Genomic DNA, 16558 nt, shown 5'->3' on the forward strand with positions numbered 1-16558 from the left:
CATTCTTAAAATGTGGTGTTATACTTGCGCGCCATTTTTGAGTAAATTATTACTTAAATTTGGTTCAAATATACTCCCATAGTGGGATTGTGTAGTAACGATAGCGGAGCACTTGAAATGATCCAAATGCAATCGACTCTAGACGTCGCATGTAACAGCGGCGCACGCAGAGTTCAGTGTATTAAGGTCTTGGGTGGCTCTCATCGTCGTTATGCCGGTATCGGCGACATCATCAAAGTTTCTGTTAAAGAAGCAATTCCTCGCGCTAAAGCGAAGAAAGGTGATGTATATAACGCGGTGGTAGTCCGTACTAAGAAAGGCGTACGTCGTCCAGACGGTTCTGTCATTCGCTTCGATCGGAATGCAGCGGTATTGCTTAACGCAAACCTTGCACCGATTGGTACTCGTATCTTTGGCCCAGTGACACGTGAATTGCGTAATGATAAATTCATGAAAATTGTCTCGCTGGCACCAGAAGTACTGTAAGGAGCTTCAAATGGCAGCTAAAATACGTCGCGAAGACGAAGTAGTAATATTAGCAGGTAAAGACAAGGGTAAACGCGGTAAGGTTTCTCAAGTTCTACCTACTGGTAAATTAATTGTTGAAGGCATCAATCTAGTTAAAAAGCACCAGAAGCCAAACCCACAATTGGGCGTGACTGGCGGCGTTATCGAGAAAGAAGCACCGATTCAAGCATCAAACGTTGCGATCTTTAACCAAGCCACAGGCAAGGCAGATCGTGTTGGTTTCCGATTTGAAGACGGTAAAAAAGTCCGTTTCTTTAAGTCGAACAGCGAACTCGTTAAGTAATTTGGAGTAAACGATGGCGAAACTGCATGATAAATATCAAGAGACTGTAGTCGCTGAACTAGCTAAAAAGTTCGGTTATAGCAGTGTCATGCAAGTCCCTCGGATTGAGAAAATCACCCTAAACATGGGTGTTGGCGAAGCAGTTGCAGATAAGAAAGTTATGGAGCATGCGCTTCGTGACATGACTGCAATCGCTGGTCAAAAGCCAGTTGTAACTGTTGCTCGTAAATCAGTTGCTGGTTTTAAAATCCGTGAAGGCTACCCTATTGGCTGTAAAGTTACCCTACGCGGTGAGCGTATGTGGGAATTCTTAGAGCGTCTAGTTGACATTGCAATTCCACGTATTCGTGACTTCCGTGGCCTAAGCGCAAAAGCGTTTGACGGTCGTGGTAATTACGCAATGGGTGTGAAAGAACAGATCATCTTCCCAGAAATCGATTACGATAAAATCGATAAGATTCGTGGTATGGATATTGTTATCACTACTACTGCGAAGAATGACGAAGAAGGTCGTGCTTTGTTGACCGCTTTTAACTTCCCATTTAAGAAATAAGGGTAGCATAATGGCTAAAACATCTATGAAAGCACGTGAATTAAAACGTGCACAGCTCGTAGCTAAGTATGCTGAAAAGCGTCTAGCACTTAAAGCTACTATCAGCAGCCCAGACACTTCTGATGAAGATCGTTGGGATGCAGTACTTAAGTTGCAAGCACTACCACGTGATTCAAGCGCATCGCGTAAACGCAATCGCTGTAATCAAACTGGTCGCCCACATGGTGTTTTACGTAAATTCGGTTTAAGCCGTATTAAATTACGTGAAGCGACAATGCGTGGTGAAGTTCCTGGTCTACGTAAGGCCAGCTGGTAAGCACTTGTACGGAGTAAGCTAATATGAGCATGCAAGATCCTATTGCGGATATGTTAACACGTATTCGTAACGGCCAAGCTGCTAACCACGTATCTGTAAAGATGCCTTCAGCTAAGTTAAAAGTAGCAATTGCGAAATTACTTAAAGAAGAAGGTTTCATTACTGACTACGCCGTAGCAGATGAAGCTAAGCCTGAATTAGAAATTACATTAAAGTATTTTCAAGGCAAACCAGTCGTTGAGACTATCCAGCGCGTAAGTCGTCCTGGTCTTCGTATTTACAAAGGTAAAGACGAGTTACCAAAGGTGATGGGCGGTCTGGGTATCGCAATCGTGTCCACTTCTAAAGGCTTGATGACTGATCGTGCCGCCCGCCAAGTTGGCACGGGTGGTGAGGTTATCTGCTACGTAGCGTAAGGAGTTAGTAATGTCTCGTGTTGCAAAAGCACCAGTCACTATCCCTGCTGGCGTAGAGGTGACTAAAAACGAACAGGCTTTAACCGTCAAAGGCGGTAAAGGAAGTCTGACTCGAGTAATCAACAATGCGGTTAATGTTGTTATCGAAGATGCACAAATTAAGTTTCTACCTGTCGAAGGCGCTGTTGACGCTTGGGCACAGGCAGGTACTGCACGTGCACTAGTAAACAACATGGTTGTTGGTGTATCACAAGGTTTTGTGAAGAAATTAAAATTAGTTGGCGTTGGTTACCGTGCAAAGATTGTTGGTACCGACTTAGACTTAACTTTAGGTTTCTCACATCCGTTGGTACATAAACTACCCGCAGGCGTTACTGCCGAATGTCCTAACCAAACTGAAATCGTCCTAACAGGCGTTGATAAGCAGTTAGTAGGTCAAACAGCAGCCAACATTCGTGGTTACCGTCCACCAGAGCCATACAAAGGCAAAGGTGTTCGCTATGACGACGAAGTTGTACGCCGTAAAGAGGCTAAGAAGAAGTAGGTAACGCGATATGGATAAGAAAACATCTCGCTTACGTCGCGCTTTGCGTGCTCGTAAGAAGATCCAAGAGCTAGGCGTGAACCGTCTGGTTGTACATCGTACACCGCGTCACATCTATGCTCAGGTGATCAGTCCTGAATTTAAGGTGTTAGCTGCTGCGTCGACTGTTGAAAAAACAGTTAAAGAGCAACTAAAGAGTACCGGAAACGTAGATGCGGCTAAAGCAGTGGGTAAAACTGTTGCTGAGCGTGCGATCGAGAAGGGCGTAGCTGTTGTTGCGTTCGACCGTTCTGGATTCAAGTATCACGGTCGTGTAGCTGCTTTAGCAGATGCCGCTCGTGAAGCTGGCCTGAAATTCTAAGGGGTTATAAATGGCTAAATTAGAAGCTCAGCAAAAAGACGATCTGCAAGAGAAATTAATTGCAGTTAATCGTGTTTCTAAAGTAGTTAAGGGCGGTCGTATCTTTAGCTTCACAGCACTAACAGTAGTGGGTGACGGTAACGGTAAGATCGGCTATGGCTATGGTAAAGCGCGTGAAGTTCCAGCTGCTATTCAAAAAGCAATGGAAAAAGCCCGTCGTAATATGGTAACCGTGGAGTTGAACGCAGGTACTCTGCATCACCCAGTTAAAGGTCGCCATACTGGTTCTAAAGTTTATATGCAACCAGCATCAGAGGGTACCGGTATTATTGCCGGTGGCGCAATGCGTGCCGTATTAGAAGTTGCAGGCGTTCATAACGTTCTGTCAAAAGCATACGGTTCTACTAACCCGATCAACATCGTTCGCGCAACTGTCGATGCGTTGGTGCACATGAAGTCACCAGCTCAAATCGCAGCAAAACGTGGCCTGAATGTTGATGAAATTCGGGGGTAATGCACCATGGCTACTAAAACTTTAAAAGTAACACAGACTAAAAGCAGCATCGGTCGTTTACCAAAACACCGTGCAACCCTAACCGGTTTAGGTCTGCGTCGTATTGGTCACACTGTAGAGCTTGAAGATACTCCTTCAGTTCGTGGTATGATTAATAAGGTGTACTACATGGTTTCGGTGGAGGAATAAGATAATGCGTCTAAATACTCTATCTCCAGCAGCAGGTTCTAAATCTGCTCCTAAGCGTGTAGGCCGTGGTATTGGTTCAGGTTTAGGTAAGACTGCAGGTCGCGGTCACAAGGGTCAGAAATCTCGTAGCGGTGGCGGTGTACGCCCTGGCTTCGAGGGTGGTCAAATGCCACTTAAGATCCGTTTACCTAAGTTTGGTTTTACCTCGCGTCGTGCTTTGGTATCAGCTGAAGTTCGTTTACTCGAACTAGCAAAAGTTAACGGTGATGTTGTCGATTTGAATGCACTGAAAGATGCGAACGTTATTACTCGCAACATCCAGTTTGCGAAAATCGTTCTTTCAGGTACCATTGACCGCCCAGTGACTGTAAAAGGTCTGAAGGTAACCAAAGGTGCTCGTGCAGCTATTGAAGCTGCCGGTGGCAAGATCGAGGAATAATACGTCGATGGCAAAACCAGGACTTGATTTAAAAAGCGCGAAAGGTGGTTTATCAGAATTGAAAACTCGCCTTCTGTTCGTGATTGGTGCGATTATCGTCTTTAGAGCCGGTTCGTTCGTGCCAATTCCTGGTATTGACGCTGCTGTATTAGCAGAGCTTTTTGCTCAGCAAAAAGATACCATCCTTGGCATGTTTAACATGTTCTCGGGTGGTGCTTTAGAGCGTGCCTCTATCTTCGCATTAGGTATCATGCCGTATATTTCGGCATCGATTATTATGCAGTTGTTGACTGTTGTGCATCCTGCACTTGCTGAATTGAAAAAAGAAGGCGAGTCAGGGCGTAAAAAAATAAGTCAATATACAAGATACGGCACACTTGTGTTGGGTACATTGCAATCTGTCGGTATTGCAACAGGTTTACCAAATCTTATGCCTGGCCTAGTTGCCAACCCAGGATTTGGTTTTTACTTTGTTGCTGTTGTGAGTTTGGTTACCGGAACTATGTTCCTTATGTGGCTAGGCGAACAGATTACCGAACGCGGTATTGGTAATGGTATTTCGATTTTAATTTTCGCAGGTATCGTTGCAGGTTTACCGTCGGCTATCGGCTCAACAGCCGAGCAAGCGCGTCAAGGTGACATGAATGTATTGGTACTACTGTTGCTCGCGGTTATCGTATTTGCAGTAACTTATTTAGTGGTATTTGTGGAACGTGGTCAACGTCGTATCGTCGTTAACTACGCTAAGCGTCAACAAGGCCGTAAGGTTTTTGCAGCGCAAAGCACTCACTTACCGTTAAAAGTGAACATGGCAGGTGTGATTCCACCAATTTTTGCGTCCAGCATTATTTTGTTTCCAGGCACACTGGCTCAGTGGTTTGGTCAAAATGAGTCCATGTCATGGTTAAGCGATTTCGCTTTAGCTGTGTCACCAGGACAACCGCTGTATTCATTATTGTACGCGACAGCAATTATCTTTTTCTGTTTCTTCTATACTGCGTTGGTTTTCAATCCACGCGAAACAGCGGATAATTTGAAAAAGAGTGGTGCATTCATTCCTGGGATCCGTCCCGGAGAACAGACTTCGCGTTACATAGATAAAGTAATGACACGTTTAACCTTAGCGGGTGCGTTATATATTACCTTTATCTGCTTAATTCCGGAGTTCATGTTAATTGCGTGGAAAGTACAGTTCTATTTTGGCGGTACTTCACTACTAATTATTGTAGTCGTAATCATGGACTTCATGGCTCAGGTTCAGACCCATATGATGTCTCATCAATATGAGTCTGTGATGAAGAAAGCTAATCTTGTGAACAAAGCAAACTTAGATCGCTTTGGTAAATAAGATTACTTTGACGGAGTGATGAAATGAAAGTTCGAGCTTCCGTGAAGAAGATCTGCCGTAATTGCAAGATCGTCAAGCGTAGTGGCGTTGTGCGCGTTATCTGTGTTGAACCAAAACACAAACAGCGTCAAGGCTAAGAAAGAAGTTTGGTCAGCTCAATAATGGGCTGACCAAAAATATTGTTTGCAAATCTGTCGTCTGTCGAGTATCCTTTCGGGCTTTTCGCAGATGGCCTTTAACTTTAAGGAGTGCATAGTGGCCCGTATCGCTGGCATTAACATTCCTGATCAAAAGCACACAGTCATTGCATTGACTGCAATCTTTGGTATTGGTCGTACACGCGCTAGAGCAATCTGCGCATCTACGTCAATTGCTGAAGACGCTAAGATCAAGGAATTGAGCGAAGCTCAAATAGATATCCTACGCGAAGAAGTCGCCAAATACACTGTAGAAGGTGACTTGCGTCGTGAGATTTCAATGAACATCAAGCGTCTTATGGACCTTGGTTGTTATCGTGGTCTCCGCCATCGTCGTAGCCTGCCTCTTCGTGGGCAACGTACTAAGACCAATGCGCGCACGCGTAAAGGTCCACGTAAACCAATCAGAAAGTAACGGGAAGGTAAACCACAATGGCTAAAGTTCCGTCACGTTCTCCGCGTAAGCGCGTACGTAAACAGGTTGCAGATGGCATGGCTCATATCCATGCGTCTTTCAACAACACAATTGTCACCATTACAGATCGTCAAGGTAATGCGTTGTCATGGGCTACCTCAGGTGGTTCTGGTTTCCGTGGTTCACGTAAATCAACACCATTCGCTGCACAGGTTGCTGCTGAGCGTGCAGGTATTGCTGCTCAAGACTACGGTGTTAAAAACCTTGAAGTTTTCGTGAAGGGTCCAGGTCCAGGTCGTGAATCAGCCATTCGTGCGCTGAACGCTGTTGGTTATAAAATTACTAACATTACCGATGTGACGCCTATCCCTCATAATGGCTGTCGTCCACCTAAAAAACGTCGTGTATAACACTGCGTATATAGGATAGTTGGAGAAAGATCATGGCAAGATACTTGGGTCCTAAGCTCAAGCTCAGCCGCAGAGAAGGTACAGACCTTTTCCTAAAAAGCGGTGTGAGAGCAATCGATTCGAAGTGTAAGCTAGAAGCTGCACCTGGACAACATGGCGCTCGTAAGCCACGTTTGTCAGAGTACGGTTTACAGCTACGCGAGAAACAAAAAGTTCGTCGTATTTACGGTGTGCTAGAAAAGCAATTCCGTAACTACTACAAAGAAGCAGCACGCTTAAAAGGTAATACTGGTGAAAACCTATTACAACTTTTAGAAGTCCGCCTAGATAACGTTGTTTATCGTATGGGTTTCGGTTCTACACGTGCAGAATCACGTCAGCTAGTAAGCCATAAATCAGTTATGGTTAACGGTCGTGTTGTTAACATTCCGTCATTCAAAGTGTCTGCGAATGATGTTGTAAGCATCCGTGAAAAGTCACGCACTCAAGCTCGTATTAAAGCGGCTTTAGAAGTGGCTGGTCAACGCGAAAAGCCTACATGGGTAGAAGTCGACAGTGCGAAAATGGAAGGTGCTTTCAAGCGTATTCCAGAACGTAGCGATTTGTCTGCGGATATTAACGAACAGCTGATCGTCGAGCTTTACTCTAAGTAAAGCTAACAAACAAGAGAGGACACAATGCAGGGTTCTGTTACAGAATTTCTTAAACCGCGTCTCGTTGATATTGAGCAGGTTAATTCAACTCGCGCCAAAGTTACACTAGAGCCACTCGAACGTGGTTTTGGCCATACCTTAGGTAACGCGTTGCGTCGCATCCTATTGTCGTCTATGCCTGGCTGTGCAGTTACTGAAGTCGAAATTGACGGCGTACTGCATGAGTACAGCAGTAAGGAAGGCGTACAAGAAGATATCCTTGAGATATTGCTTAATCTTAAGGGATTAGCAGTGACTATCGAGGGTAAAGACGAGGCTTTGCTTACATTAAGCAAGTCCGGCACAGGCCCTGTTACAGCAGCAGATATCACACATGATGGTGATGTTACCATTATGAATCCTGATCATGTTATCTGTCACTTGACTGGTAATAATGATATCAGCATGCGTATCCGCGTTGAGCGTGGTCGTGGTTATGTGCCAGCTTCGGCTCGTGCACAAACTGAAGACGACGATCGCCCGATTGGTCGCCTGTTGGTTGATGCTTCATTCTCGCCTGTAGCTCGCATTGCATATAATGTAGAAGCTGCTCGTGTAGAACAGCGCACTGACTTAGATAAACTTGTGATTGATATGACCACAAATGGTACTATCGATCCTGAGGAAGCAATTCGTCGTTCTGCAACAATTTTAGCTGAACAGCTAGATGCGTTTGTTGAGCTTCGTGATGTTACTGAGCAGGCTGTTGTAGAAGAGAAACCGGAGTTTGATCCGATTTTGCTGCGTCCTGTCGACGATTTAGAGCTAACTGTACGTTCGGCTAACTGTTTAAAAGCCGAAGCGATTCATTACATCGGAGATCTTGTACAACGCACTGAAGTTGAGTTACTTAAGACCCCTAATTTAGGTAAGAAGTCTCTTACTGAAATCAAGGACGTTTTAGCATCTCGCGGACTGTCGTTAGGTATGCGTCTAGAAAACTGGCCACCGGCTAGTTTAGCAGACGACCTATAAGTCTCAGGTTAGTACAGATTTAGGTTATAAGGATTAGGTCATGCGCCATCGTAAGAGTGGTCGTCAACTAAACCGCAACAGCAGTCACCGTCAAGCTATGTTCCGTAACATGGCTTGTTCAATAGTTCGTCATGAGATTATCAAGACAACTACTGTTAAAGCGAAAGAACTGCGTCGCGTTGTTGAGCCTCTAATAACACTAGCTAAAGTAGACAGCGTTGCAAATCGCCGTTTAGCTTTCGCTCGTACCCGCGACGCTGAAGTTGTAGGTAAGTTATTTACTGAATTGGGTCCACGCTTCCAGGAACGTCCTGGTGGATATACCCGTATTCTTAAGTGCGGTCTACGTGCCGGTGATAAAGCCCCAATGGCTTACATCGAGTTAGTAGGACGCCCTGAAGCTGCTGAAGCTGTAGAAGTTGAAGCTGCAGAGTAATTTCTAATTACTCAATTAAAAACCGAGCTTAGGCTCGGTTTTTTTATGCTTATTTCTAGCCTTGTTGATCATCAATATTATGATTGGCGTTTATTAGTCTTAGATTTTATATTCATTTTTATTCGAATCCATCTGGTGGGCGCCATTTGATTACACAGTGCTTTATACCGCTTTAGTGTTGTATCTACATCACTGTAAATTTAGAAAGCCTTAGCTAAGTTTTTCCTTTCATGCATGCAACTAACCTAATTACAGCTGTTATGACTACATCTAAGTCATTGCAAACAGGTGAGAGTTCGACAAGTTGTGTAAAGAGTTCATCATTTGTAATGGTAAGTTTGAAATCTAACATTGATCCATTGTTTAGTATTAGACTGATAATACACACAAAATATCGTTCCTACCCTTGTTGCTTATTTAGTGCCGTATAATTTGTTTGCCTTGTGTTTGCTACTGCCTTATACGTACTACACACACTGTTATAGTTATGCCAATCAGCACAACAATGTGATTATTTTACTGGTTAAAACCGATTACAACTCGTTAGCAATTTTGAAAGAACAACTTGCTCGTTGTAAGTTCTGCTTTATTTTAAGTGATTTTTCCCATGCAATCTCAGATCGCTTATTTATCCTTATTGTAATTACAACATAGTTTATTTCACTTTTTTATTAGCGGCTTTATTATCGTTTTGCAGACAAGCAGACAAGCAGACAAGCAGACAAGCAGACAAGCAGACAAGCAGACAAGCAGACAAGCAGACAAGCAGACAAGCAGATATGAAAATGCCAATCAAGTGATTGGCATTTAGAGGTCATTTAGATGTTGGCGATATTAGTATTGATAACCTTCAGATGGTTTCTGCTCTGAGTAGTCTAACTTTTCGTGTTTTTGCCCCATAGCTTCAGCAACCTCAGGAGGCATATAGTTTTCATCATGCTTAGCAAGTACTTCACTTGCTTCTAATTTCCCTGATTCAACTAAAACCCCTTGGGCAACAATTCCTTGCCCTTCACGGAATAGGTCCGGTAATAGGTCATCATAAGTCACAATAATTTCGCCACCGGCTGAATCGTGAACGGCAAATTCTACATGTAAACTATTTGGGTCTCGTTTCATTGATCCAACCGTAACCATACCACCGACACGAATGCGCTGGCCAACTTCTGGCATGACACCTGTATCGTTTTTACCGTTAACTATTTCATAAGGTGTATAAAACAAATTCAGATTTGAATTTAATGCGTACAAGAGCAATGACGCAACTGCAGCAACACCTGCAATTAGCGCAACGGCTAATGTAAGACGTTTCTTTCTTCTTGGGTTCATTGTTTTTTACCTCTTGATTCTTTCAGTTTTTCTTCGCGAGCTTGTTTGCTCGCAATTTCTGTTAACACTTTACGCTTTCTACGTGCACTAGAGATGATTAAAATGGCTAAACTGCTAAAGGTTACACCATAAGCTAACCACACATAGAAGGCGTAACCTCCCATGTTTAAAAAGTCACTCATTGAATCAAATTGCATTATTTAGACACCTCTTGTGTTGCCAATTCTCTTACCCAAGGGCGCATACCATTTCGGGCTAATACTTCCGCTCTAAATCTAACGAGTGTAATTGCGCCTATCATCATACCAAACCCAACTATGTTGATCAGAAGCGGGTATAACATGTCACCCGTCATAGTCGATTTTTCAGTGATCTTGATCGTTGCCGGTTGATGTAAACTGCTCCACCAATCGACAGAATATTTAATAATTGGAATATTAATAACCCCTACAATGGCTAAAATGCCTGCTGCACGCGCAGCCAATACTTTATCTTCAAATGAGGCATAAAGCGCAATGACCCCGAGATACAAAAACAGCAATACAAGCTCTGAGGTTAATCGTGCATCCCAAACCCACCAAGTGCCCCACATAGGTTTTCCCCATGCAGCACCAGTAAATAGAGCAATAAACGTAATTACAGCCCCAATAGGCGCAATAGAGGCTGCGGCCCAATCTGCAGCTTTAATTTGCCAAACAATACCGATGAATGATGCGGTTGCCATGCCCATATAGGCAGCCATTGACATTGAGGCTGCTGGAACATGGATATAGATAATCCTAAAGCTATCGCCCTGTTGGTAATCCATGGGTGCAAACAATAGACCCCAGGTCGTTCCAACACCTATTAACGCAATTGCCAAACAAACAAACCATGGCAAAAAGGTTCCTGCAAGTTTATAAGAACGCTCAGGATCAGCGTATGAGTTTAGCCATTTCCACATTTAGTTTGTACTCACTCTTAAAGATGCGCCAATAGCGAATGGCGCCATAATTAATGATCCAATTAACATCGCGCCAATAATCGCAAGCTGGCCGGTGTAGGGTAAATTTATACTTGCAGAGTCAATTGCGCTGGTCGCAAAAATTAACACTGGAATGTATAAAGGTAAAATCAACAAACTTAATAGCACGCCACCCTTTCTTAGGCCGACAGTTAAAGCCACGCCTATTGCACCAAGTAAAGATAATACCGGTGTTCCAAGCGCGAGTGTGGCCATCAGCGCAACATAGCTATTGCTGTCTAAATGCAGTAACACAGCTAATAGTGGTGCAACTAAAATTAACGGAACACCTGTTAGAATCCAATGTGCGAACACTTTTGCTAATACAAGAATTACTAAAGGTTGAGGGCTTAATAGCATTTGCTCCAAACTGCCATCACTGTAGTCGGCTTTAAATAAGCGCTCAAGTGACAACATAGAAGCTAACAGTGCCGCTACCCAGATAATGCCTGGTGCTACGCGAGTTAATACCTGTGGTTCTGGTCCTATCCCAAGAGGGAATAAGGTCACAACCAATATAAAAAATAATAATGGATTAAAAATGTCACCACGGTGGCGGATGGCAATGCGTAGATCACGCTGTAGTAGCGTCATGAATGCCGTGGTATAACTTATTCCTCGTTTCATTCAGATACCTTATACAAAGCGATAGTCAAGAGTGATTTTGCGTAGTATGTCATCGCCTATGATGCTCATATCTTGATGTGTGGTTAAAATGACACATCCCCCAGATTTTGCGTGTTGCATAAATAACTGTTCTAACTCTTCTACGCCTTTTTTATCAATAGCGGTAAAGGGTTCGTCTAAAATCCAGATCTTGCAATCACTGTGTTGTAATCTTGCTAGTGCAGTTCGCCGATGTTGTCCCGCAGACAAATGACCAGCTAGTGCTTCTTCAAATCCTGCGAGGTTAACTTTTGCCAGCAAAGCCGTAGTATCAAAGTTATCATAGCCACTGATTCTTAAATTGAAGTTAAGATTTTCTTCTGCTGTAAGTTCACTTTTAACACCCGCTAAATGGCCTAAATATAGTAAATCATGATTAAACTCATCGCGACAACGAGTGATATCTTCACCGGCATATTTTACTTCTCCAGCGTATGGGCGAGATAGGCCTGCAATAATACGTAATAAGCTTGTTTTACCCGCGCCATTAGGACCTTCAATTTGAACGATATCACCTGCGTTGATATTAAAACTGAGTCCATCAAATAGTATGCGCTCTTCCCGGATACAGGTTAATTCGTTGGCACTTAACAATGCGTTTGATTGATTTGACTTGGTCACTTATCCCTCTTGTTTACGCGTGAGGATGAATTCGAAAAGATATTAACACAAAGGTATTTATCGGTTTAGCTTTGTCTCAGACTAAGTGCTAGCAATTTGATATGGTTCCAAAAAAAACGATACCAATTGAACTTTTTCAACAATTACTAATATATTACCTGAACTAGCCAGATTGTCTTGATTTAGAGACTAAGCTGAGATTGTTATCACAAAAAGATGAGTTTTTTTGCTATTTGTAGTAATCTAGTGTTGCTAAAAAGAGTCTGCCTTCTAAATCAAGGGCAGCGTTAAGCTTTGTATATTTGCAATTAGGAACGTTGAACATGAAAAAATTGTTAGCAATGACTGCAGTAGCTGCATTAACTTTGTCTGCGAATGTGTTTGCTCAAGAAGGTGAAGCTATTTACAATAAAGCGTGTCAAGTATGTCACAGCATGGGTGTGGCCGGTGCGCCAAAGGTTCATGATGCTGCTGCTTGGGAACCACGTCTAGCTAAAGGTTTAGATGCCTTAGTGGGTTCTGTAAAATCTGGTTTAAATGCAATGCCACCAGGTGGTATGTGTACAGATTGTACTGACGATGATTACAAAAAAGCTATCGAGTTTATGTCTAAGTAATTTTCGACTAAACCAAAAACCGGCTTAATAGCCGGTTTTTTTATGGGTGTGTGTTTCTGATGTTAGCTTAGTGCTTACTGTACTAAAGTATCTAACATTAGCTTGGCGTTGCTACCAACCGCAATAGCGTCAATACTGCCTTTTAGATCTCCTGTTTGTGGTTTTACACTGCCGTTTTTAGATAAAACCGCAATGACTTCCACTTCTTTTACGGAGCTTAGTTTCATATCGCCGCCCATTGAAGTGCTGTCATCTAGAGTAATCGTTGCAGGTAGGTTTGCAGCGTTAATTTTTGTTGCAGCTAATGGCACTTTTGGACCTTGAGTTGCACGAGCAAAGATAAATACGACATCTGTGTCGCTTACTTTGTCTGCAAGTTCATTTGAAATGGACACTTCAATAGCAAGTGTGTTGGCATTGGCTGCCGCCATACCTTTATGGTTTTCGTCATTTGGCATTGTATTAGCGCTGTCACCCATACGCATTTTAGCCGACTCAATCGCATTCATTAATGCGGTGCGATCAACATCGTTACGGTCGCTGTCTAAGATCATTTGCCAAGCTTCAATTGCCTTAGTGTACTCGGCAGTAAAGAAAGCATCCATACCAACTAATAATAGTGTGGAGGGATCTTGTGCATCTAAAGATAAAGACTGGTCAATAATTGATTGGATCTCAGGGGTGATCTTTTGGCCTGCTTTATAATACAGTGCGGTGGCTTTAGGGCCCAATAATTCAGCATGTGTACCAACTAACGCCATCACTTTATCAAATGCTGCTACAGCTTTATCGTATTGATTGGCTGATACATATGCATGGCCTAAACTAAACCAGGCTTGGCTATTTTCAGGCTCAGATTGGACTTGAGCTTCCATCATTTGTACTCGCTGCGACATTATCTGCGCAGGATCCATTCCTTGATGTGGGTTGTTGGCTTGGGGTGGATTTGCCAGTTCGTTATAAGCTCCAAGTTGTTGGTAGAAGTAACCTGAAATAGCAAGTAAACAGACAGTCATGAATGCAGGCCATAATGCACTTTTAGGTTTAATCGCCACATCAAGCGAGTCATCGCCTTCTTGTTTCATATCTTGCAGTAAGTTGATTTCAAGTTCTTTTTTGAGTGCGTCAAATTCGGCTTTATCTAATAGCTCATCTTGTAACTCTTTTTCGAGTATGGTCAACCGTTCACCATAAAGCTCAAGGTTCGTTTGTCTACGAACGCCAGCTTCTTCGGCGTGAAGAAGCTTTTGTTGGCGAAAGTGAGGAACCCAAATCATGATTAGGCCGATGAGTACGACAAGCGCAATAAAAATCCAAAATGTGGTCATTGTGTCAATATTCACTTTTAGGTTAACTGAAAATGCGGCATTACCGCAGTGCTTGGAATGTTGATTATACGTAAAGATTATTAATTGAATAGTAATATACGGGAGATATGAATCTAAATCCTGAGAGTTGCGTACTGGTTCACAGATTGAAAGTGTTTAGTAAATTCAATGAAACTTTCATTTTATGTTTAGGTCACATGCAGAACGCTATCCATTTTACGCAGTTGATTGTCCATTATGAGACTAGTGACCCAGTTTTGTACGAAAAGGGCAGACAGATGCAATAGCAAGTTCTAAAATGATTTAAAATTCGTTTAAGCTAATGTGCGTATATTAGTTTTGACGCATTGATTGATGTTGCCGTGGTTTGTTCAGATCCACTTAATTATTTAGACTAAGGAATACCCATGATTCCAGAACTTGGACATTTCTCGCTTATTCTCGGTTTAGCTTTTGCTTTACTGTTAGCTAGCGTGCCGTTATATGGTTCAGCTCGAAAAGATCAGTATCTTGTTCGTTATGCTTGGCCTCTAACTTACGGCATGTTTTTCTTTATCACATTCTCGGTTATTACTTTAGCCTACAGCTTTGCTACTGATGATTTTTCGGTGGCATATGTTGCACATCATTCAAATTCTCAATTGCCTATTTTCTTTAAAATTGCTGCAGTGTGGGGCGGACACGAAGGGTCATTACTGTTTTGGGTATTTGCCTTGTCTGTCTGGGCTGCTTCAGTTGCTCTATTTAGCAAAGGTTTAGAAGAGGTATTTACGGCCCGTGTATTATCGGTATTGGCGATGATTGTGGTTGGTTTTACTCTTTTTATGATATTAACATCTAGCCCATTTGAACGAATTTTTCCAATTCCATTAGAGGGTCGAGACTTAAATCCAATGTTGCAAGATGTTGGGCTTATTTTCCATCCTCCAATGCTGTATTTGGGTTATGTTGGCTTCTCTGTATGTTTTGCGTTTGCAATTGCTGCGTTAATGAGTGGCAGACTTGATTCTGCATGGGCACGCTGGAGTCGCCCATGGACACTCGCTGCTTGGATATTCTTAACGGGTGGTATTTCGTTAGGTTCTTGGTGGGCTTACTACGAATTAGGTTGGGGAGGCTGGTGGTTCTGGGATCCAGTAGAAAACGCATCATTTATGCCTTGGCTGGTGGGAACCGCTTTAGTTCATTCATTAATTGTGACTGAAAAGCGTGGCGCATTCCGCAACTGGACTGTTTTACTGTCTATCTTTGCATTCTCATTAAGTTTGTTAGGTACCTTTATTGTTCGTTCTGGTGTACTAACATCTGTGCATTCATTTGCTGCAGACCCAAGTCGTGGCTTATTTATCTTACTATTGCTAGGCCTTGCTGTTGGTGGTTCGTTAACGCTGTTTGCATTCAGAGCTAGTGAAATGAGTAGCCCTGCGCGTTTTGAACTTAAATCAAAAGAAACCATGCTGCTTATCTGTAACGTGCTACTTACTGTAGCCGCAGGCACTGTGTTACTAGGGACACTATATCCACTACTAATCGATGCGTTAGGCATGGGTAAAATTTCAGTTGGACCGCCATACTTTAACGCCGTATTTGTGCCTATTGTGCTTGTACTGTTTGGTTTTATGGGGATTGGCCCAATTATTCGCTGGAAAAAATCGAAAGCGGGTGAAATTAAAAGACAACTTTTACTACCAGCAATCATCTCATTAATCGTTGGTGTGGTAGTTCCATTTGTTGTTGGTGGCGAGTTTAATGCTTGGGTTATGTGTGGTGTAGCTGCAACCGTCTGGATCCTGTTGTCTACTCTACGTGCCGCTTATAACATAGTAAGTCCTAAAGAAGGTGGTATTAGCCTCAGCAGAATGGGCCGTAGCCAGCTAGGTATGATTATTGCGCATTTGGGTATTGCAGTTTCTGTGCTGGGTGCAACCATGGTGTCTAATTACTCTATTGAAAAGAGTGTACGTATGGGACCCGGTGTTTCACAAGAATTGGCTGGATATACCTTTAAATATTTAGAAACCAAAAATGTAGTCGGTCCTAACTATACTGCTCAACAAGGACAGATTGAGATTTATAAAGATGATGAATTCATCACATTACTAAAGCCCGATCGCCGTCAATACAATGTGCGTACCATGGACATGACTGAAGCCGGTATTGATTGGGGTTTATTCCGTGATCTATATGTGACAATGGGTGATCCAATAAGCTTAACTGAATTTGCTGTCCGCCTTAATTATAAGCCATTTGTTCGTTGGTTATGGTTTGGCTCAATCTTTATGATGGTGGGTGGTTTCCTTGCAGCATCTGATAAGCGTTATCGTGTTAAACAGACTGCAAAAGAAGAAGCTACAAAAGCAAAATTAGCGACAGCATAG

25 protein-coding genes are annotated in these 16558 nt (G+C 42.8%); 19 read left to right on the forward strand and 6 right to left on the reverse strand.

Annotated elements, in window-relative coordinates:
* The first annotated feature begins 117 nt into the window (after positions 1-117).
* The 17 genes from rplN to rplQ all read left to right on the forward strand — a co-directional run bounded on the left by rplN (position 118) and on the right by rplQ (position 8616).
* Positions 118-486, forward strand: a complete 369-nt coding sequence (rplN, locus tag K8B83_RS03025) for a 50S ribosomal protein L14 (protein WP_011635649.1) — start codon at positions 118-120, stop codon at positions 484-486.
* A 10-nt stretch (positions 487-496) separates the two neighbouring features.
* Positions 497-811: a 50S ribosomal protein L24 gene (gene rplX / locus K8B83_RS03030; protein ID WP_188740700.1), complete on the forward strand. Its 315-nt coding sequence runs from the start codon at positions 497-499 to the stop codon at positions 809-811.
* A 13-nt stretch (positions 812-824) separates the two neighbouring features.
* Positions 825-1364: a 50S ribosomal protein L5 gene (rplE, locus tag K8B83_RS03035; protein ID WP_160056431.1), complete on the forward strand. Its 540-nt coding sequence runs from the start codon at positions 825-827 to the stop codon at positions 1362-1364.
* Between the two features lie 10 nt (positions 1365-1374).
* The gene (rpsN, locus tag K8B83_RS03040) at positions 1375-1680 is read left to right on the forward strand and encodes a 30S ribosomal protein S14 (RefSeq protein WP_188740699.1); all 306 of its coding nucleotides are present in this window, start codon (positions 1375-1377) and stop codon (positions 1678-1680) included.
* A gap of 23 nt (positions 1681-1703) precedes the next feature.
* Positions 1704-2096, forward strand: a complete 393-nt coding sequence (rpsH, locus tag K8B83_RS03045) for a 30S ribosomal protein S8 (protein WP_188740698.1) — start codon at positions 1704-1706, stop codon at positions 2094-2096.
* Positions 2097-2106: 10 nt separating this feature from the next.
* Complete coding sequence (rplF, locus tag K8B83_RS03050; protein WP_188740697.1) at positions 2107-2640, forward strand: 50S ribosomal protein L6; 534 nt, start codon at positions 2107-2109, stop codon at positions 2638-2640.
* 10 nt (positions 2641-2650) lie between these two features.
* Positions 2651-3001, forward strand: a complete 351-nt coding sequence (rplR, locus tag K8B83_RS03055) for a 50S ribosomal protein L18 (RefSeq protein WP_188740696.1) — start codon at positions 2651-2653, stop codon at positions 2999-3001.
* 10 nt (positions 3002-3011) lie between these two features.
* The gene (gene rpsE, locus K8B83_RS03060) at positions 3012-3515 is read left to right on the forward strand and encodes a 30S ribosomal protein S5 (RefSeq protein WP_137224583.1); all 504 of its coding nucleotides are present in this window, start codon (positions 3012-3014) and stop codon (positions 3513-3515) included.
* 6 nt (positions 3516-3521) lie between these two features.
* A complete protein-coding gene (gene rpmD, locus K8B83_RS03065) occupies positions 3522-3704 on the forward strand; it encodes a 50S ribosomal protein L30 (protein ID WP_188740695.1) in 183 nt (60 codons plus the stop codon).
* A gap of 4 nt (positions 3705-3708) precedes the next feature.
* Positions 3709-4143 carry a 50S ribosomal protein L15 gene (gene rplO / locus K8B83_RS03070; RefSeq protein ID WP_188740694.1) on the forward strand — a complete coding sequence of 145 codons (435 nt, stop codon included), beginning with the start codon at positions 3709-3711 and terminating at the stop codon, positions 4141-4143.
* 7 nt (positions 4144-4150) lie between these two features.
* Positions 4151-5491 (forward strand): preprotein translocase subunit SecY, encoded by a 1341-nt coding sequence (secY, locus tag K8B83_RS03075; protein WP_188740693.1) that lies wholly within the window; start codon positions 4151-4153, stop codon positions 5489-5491.
* Positions 5492-5514: 23 nt separating this feature from the next.
* Complete coding sequence (gene rpmJ / locus K8B83_RS03080) at positions 5515-5628, forward strand: 50S ribosomal protein L36 (RefSeq protein WP_006083579.1); 114 nt, start codon at positions 5515-5517, stop codon at positions 5626-5628.
* Positions 5629-5746: 118 nt separating this feature from the next.
* Positions 5747-6103: a 30S ribosomal protein S13 gene (gene rpsM / locus K8B83_RS03085; protein WP_011635660.1), complete on the forward strand. Its 357-nt coding sequence runs from the start codon at positions 5747-5749 to the stop codon at positions 6101-6103.
* Positions 6104-6120: 17 nt separating this feature from the next.
* Positions 6121-6513, forward strand: coding sequence for a 30S ribosomal protein S11 (rpsK, locus tag K8B83_RS03090; RefSeq protein ID WP_011635661.1), 393 nt, complete (start codon positions 6121-6123; stop codon positions 6511-6513).
* A gap of 32 nt (positions 6514-6545) precedes the next feature.
* Positions 6546-7166: a 30S ribosomal protein S4 gene (gene rpsD / locus K8B83_RS03095; RefSeq protein WP_160056419.1), complete on the forward strand. Its 621-nt coding sequence runs from the start codon at positions 6546-6548 to the stop codon at positions 7164-7166.
* A gap of 24 nt (positions 7167-7190) precedes the next feature.
* Positions 7191-8180 (forward strand): DNA-directed RNA polymerase subunit alpha, encoded by a 990-nt coding sequence (locus tag K8B83_RS03100; RefSeq protein WP_160056417.1) that lies wholly within the window; start codon positions 7191-7193, stop codon positions 8178-8180.
* A gap of 40 nt (positions 8181-8220) precedes the next feature.
* Positions 8221-8616 carry a 50S ribosomal protein L17 gene (rplQ, locus tag K8B83_RS03105; protein ID WP_160056416.1) on the forward strand — a complete coding sequence of 132 codons (396 nt, stop codon included), beginning with the start codon at positions 8221-8223 and terminating at the stop codon, positions 8614-8616.
* A gap of 834 nt (positions 8617-9450) precedes the next feature.
* Here the strand turns inward: rplQ and ccmE are convergent.
* The 5 genes from ccmE to ccmA are packed head-to-tail and all read right to left on the reverse strand — an operon-like array spanning position 9451 to position 12235.
* The gene (gene ccmE / locus K8B83_RS03110; protein ID WP_188740692.1) at positions 9451-9945 is read right to left on the reverse strand and encodes a cytochrome c maturation protein CcmE; all 495 of its coding nucleotides are present in this window, start codon (positions 9943-9945) and stop codon (positions 9451-9453) included.
* Positions 9942-10142, reverse strand: a complete 201-nt coding sequence (gene ccmD, locus K8B83_RS03115) for a heme exporter protein CcmD (protein WP_188740691.1) — start codon at positions 10140-10142, stop codon at positions 9942-9944. Before ccmD ends, ccmE begins: the two co-directional genes overlap by 4 nt.
* A complete protein-coding gene (locus K8B83_RS03120; RefSeq protein ID WP_188740690.1) occupies positions 10142-10888 on the reverse strand; it encodes a heme ABC transporter permease in 747 nt (248 codons plus the stop codon). The genes ccmD and K8B83_RS03120 overlap by 1 nt, the downstream gene beginning before the upstream one ends.
* Positions 10889-11575 (reverse strand): heme exporter protein CcmB, encoded by a 687-nt coding sequence (gene ccmB / locus K8B83_RS03125; protein WP_188740689.1) that lies wholly within the window; start codon positions 11573-11575, stop codon positions 10889-10891. It lies immediately after the preceding gene.
* A gap of 9 nt (positions 11576-11584) precedes the next feature.
* Entirely contained in the window at positions 11585-12235 is a 651-nt protein-coding gene (gene ccmA / locus K8B83_RS03130; protein WP_188740688.1) for a cytochrome c biogenesis heme-transporting ATPase CcmA, read from the reverse strand.
* Positions 12236-12558: 323 nt separating this feature from the next.
* Between ccmA and K8B83_RS03135 the strand changes: the two genes are divergently transcribed.
* Entirely contained in the window at positions 12559-12852 is a 294-nt protein-coding gene (locus tag K8B83_RS03135; RefSeq protein ID WP_188740687.1) for a c-type cytochrome, read from the forward strand.
* Between the two features lie 74 nt (positions 12853-12926).
* On the opposite strand, the gene ccmI is transcribed toward K8B83_RS03135, so the two are convergent.
* Entirely contained in the window at positions 12927-14180 is a 1254-nt protein-coding gene (ccmI, locus tag K8B83_RS03140; protein ID WP_188740686.1) for a c-type cytochrome biogenesis protein CcmI, read from the reverse strand.
* A 407-nt stretch (positions 14181-14587) separates the two neighbouring features.
* On the opposite strand from ccmI, the gene K8B83_RS03145 reads away from it, so the two are divergent.
* Entirely contained in the window at positions 14588-16558 is a 1971-nt protein-coding gene (locus K8B83_RS03145; RefSeq protein ID WP_188740685.1) for a heme lyase CcmF/NrfE family subunit, read from the forward strand.

Source organism: Shewanella inventionis (genome assembly GCF_019931735.1).
Lineage (GTDB): Bacteria > Pseudomonadota > Gammaproteobacteria > Enterobacterales > Shewanellaceae > Shewanella > Shewanella inventionis.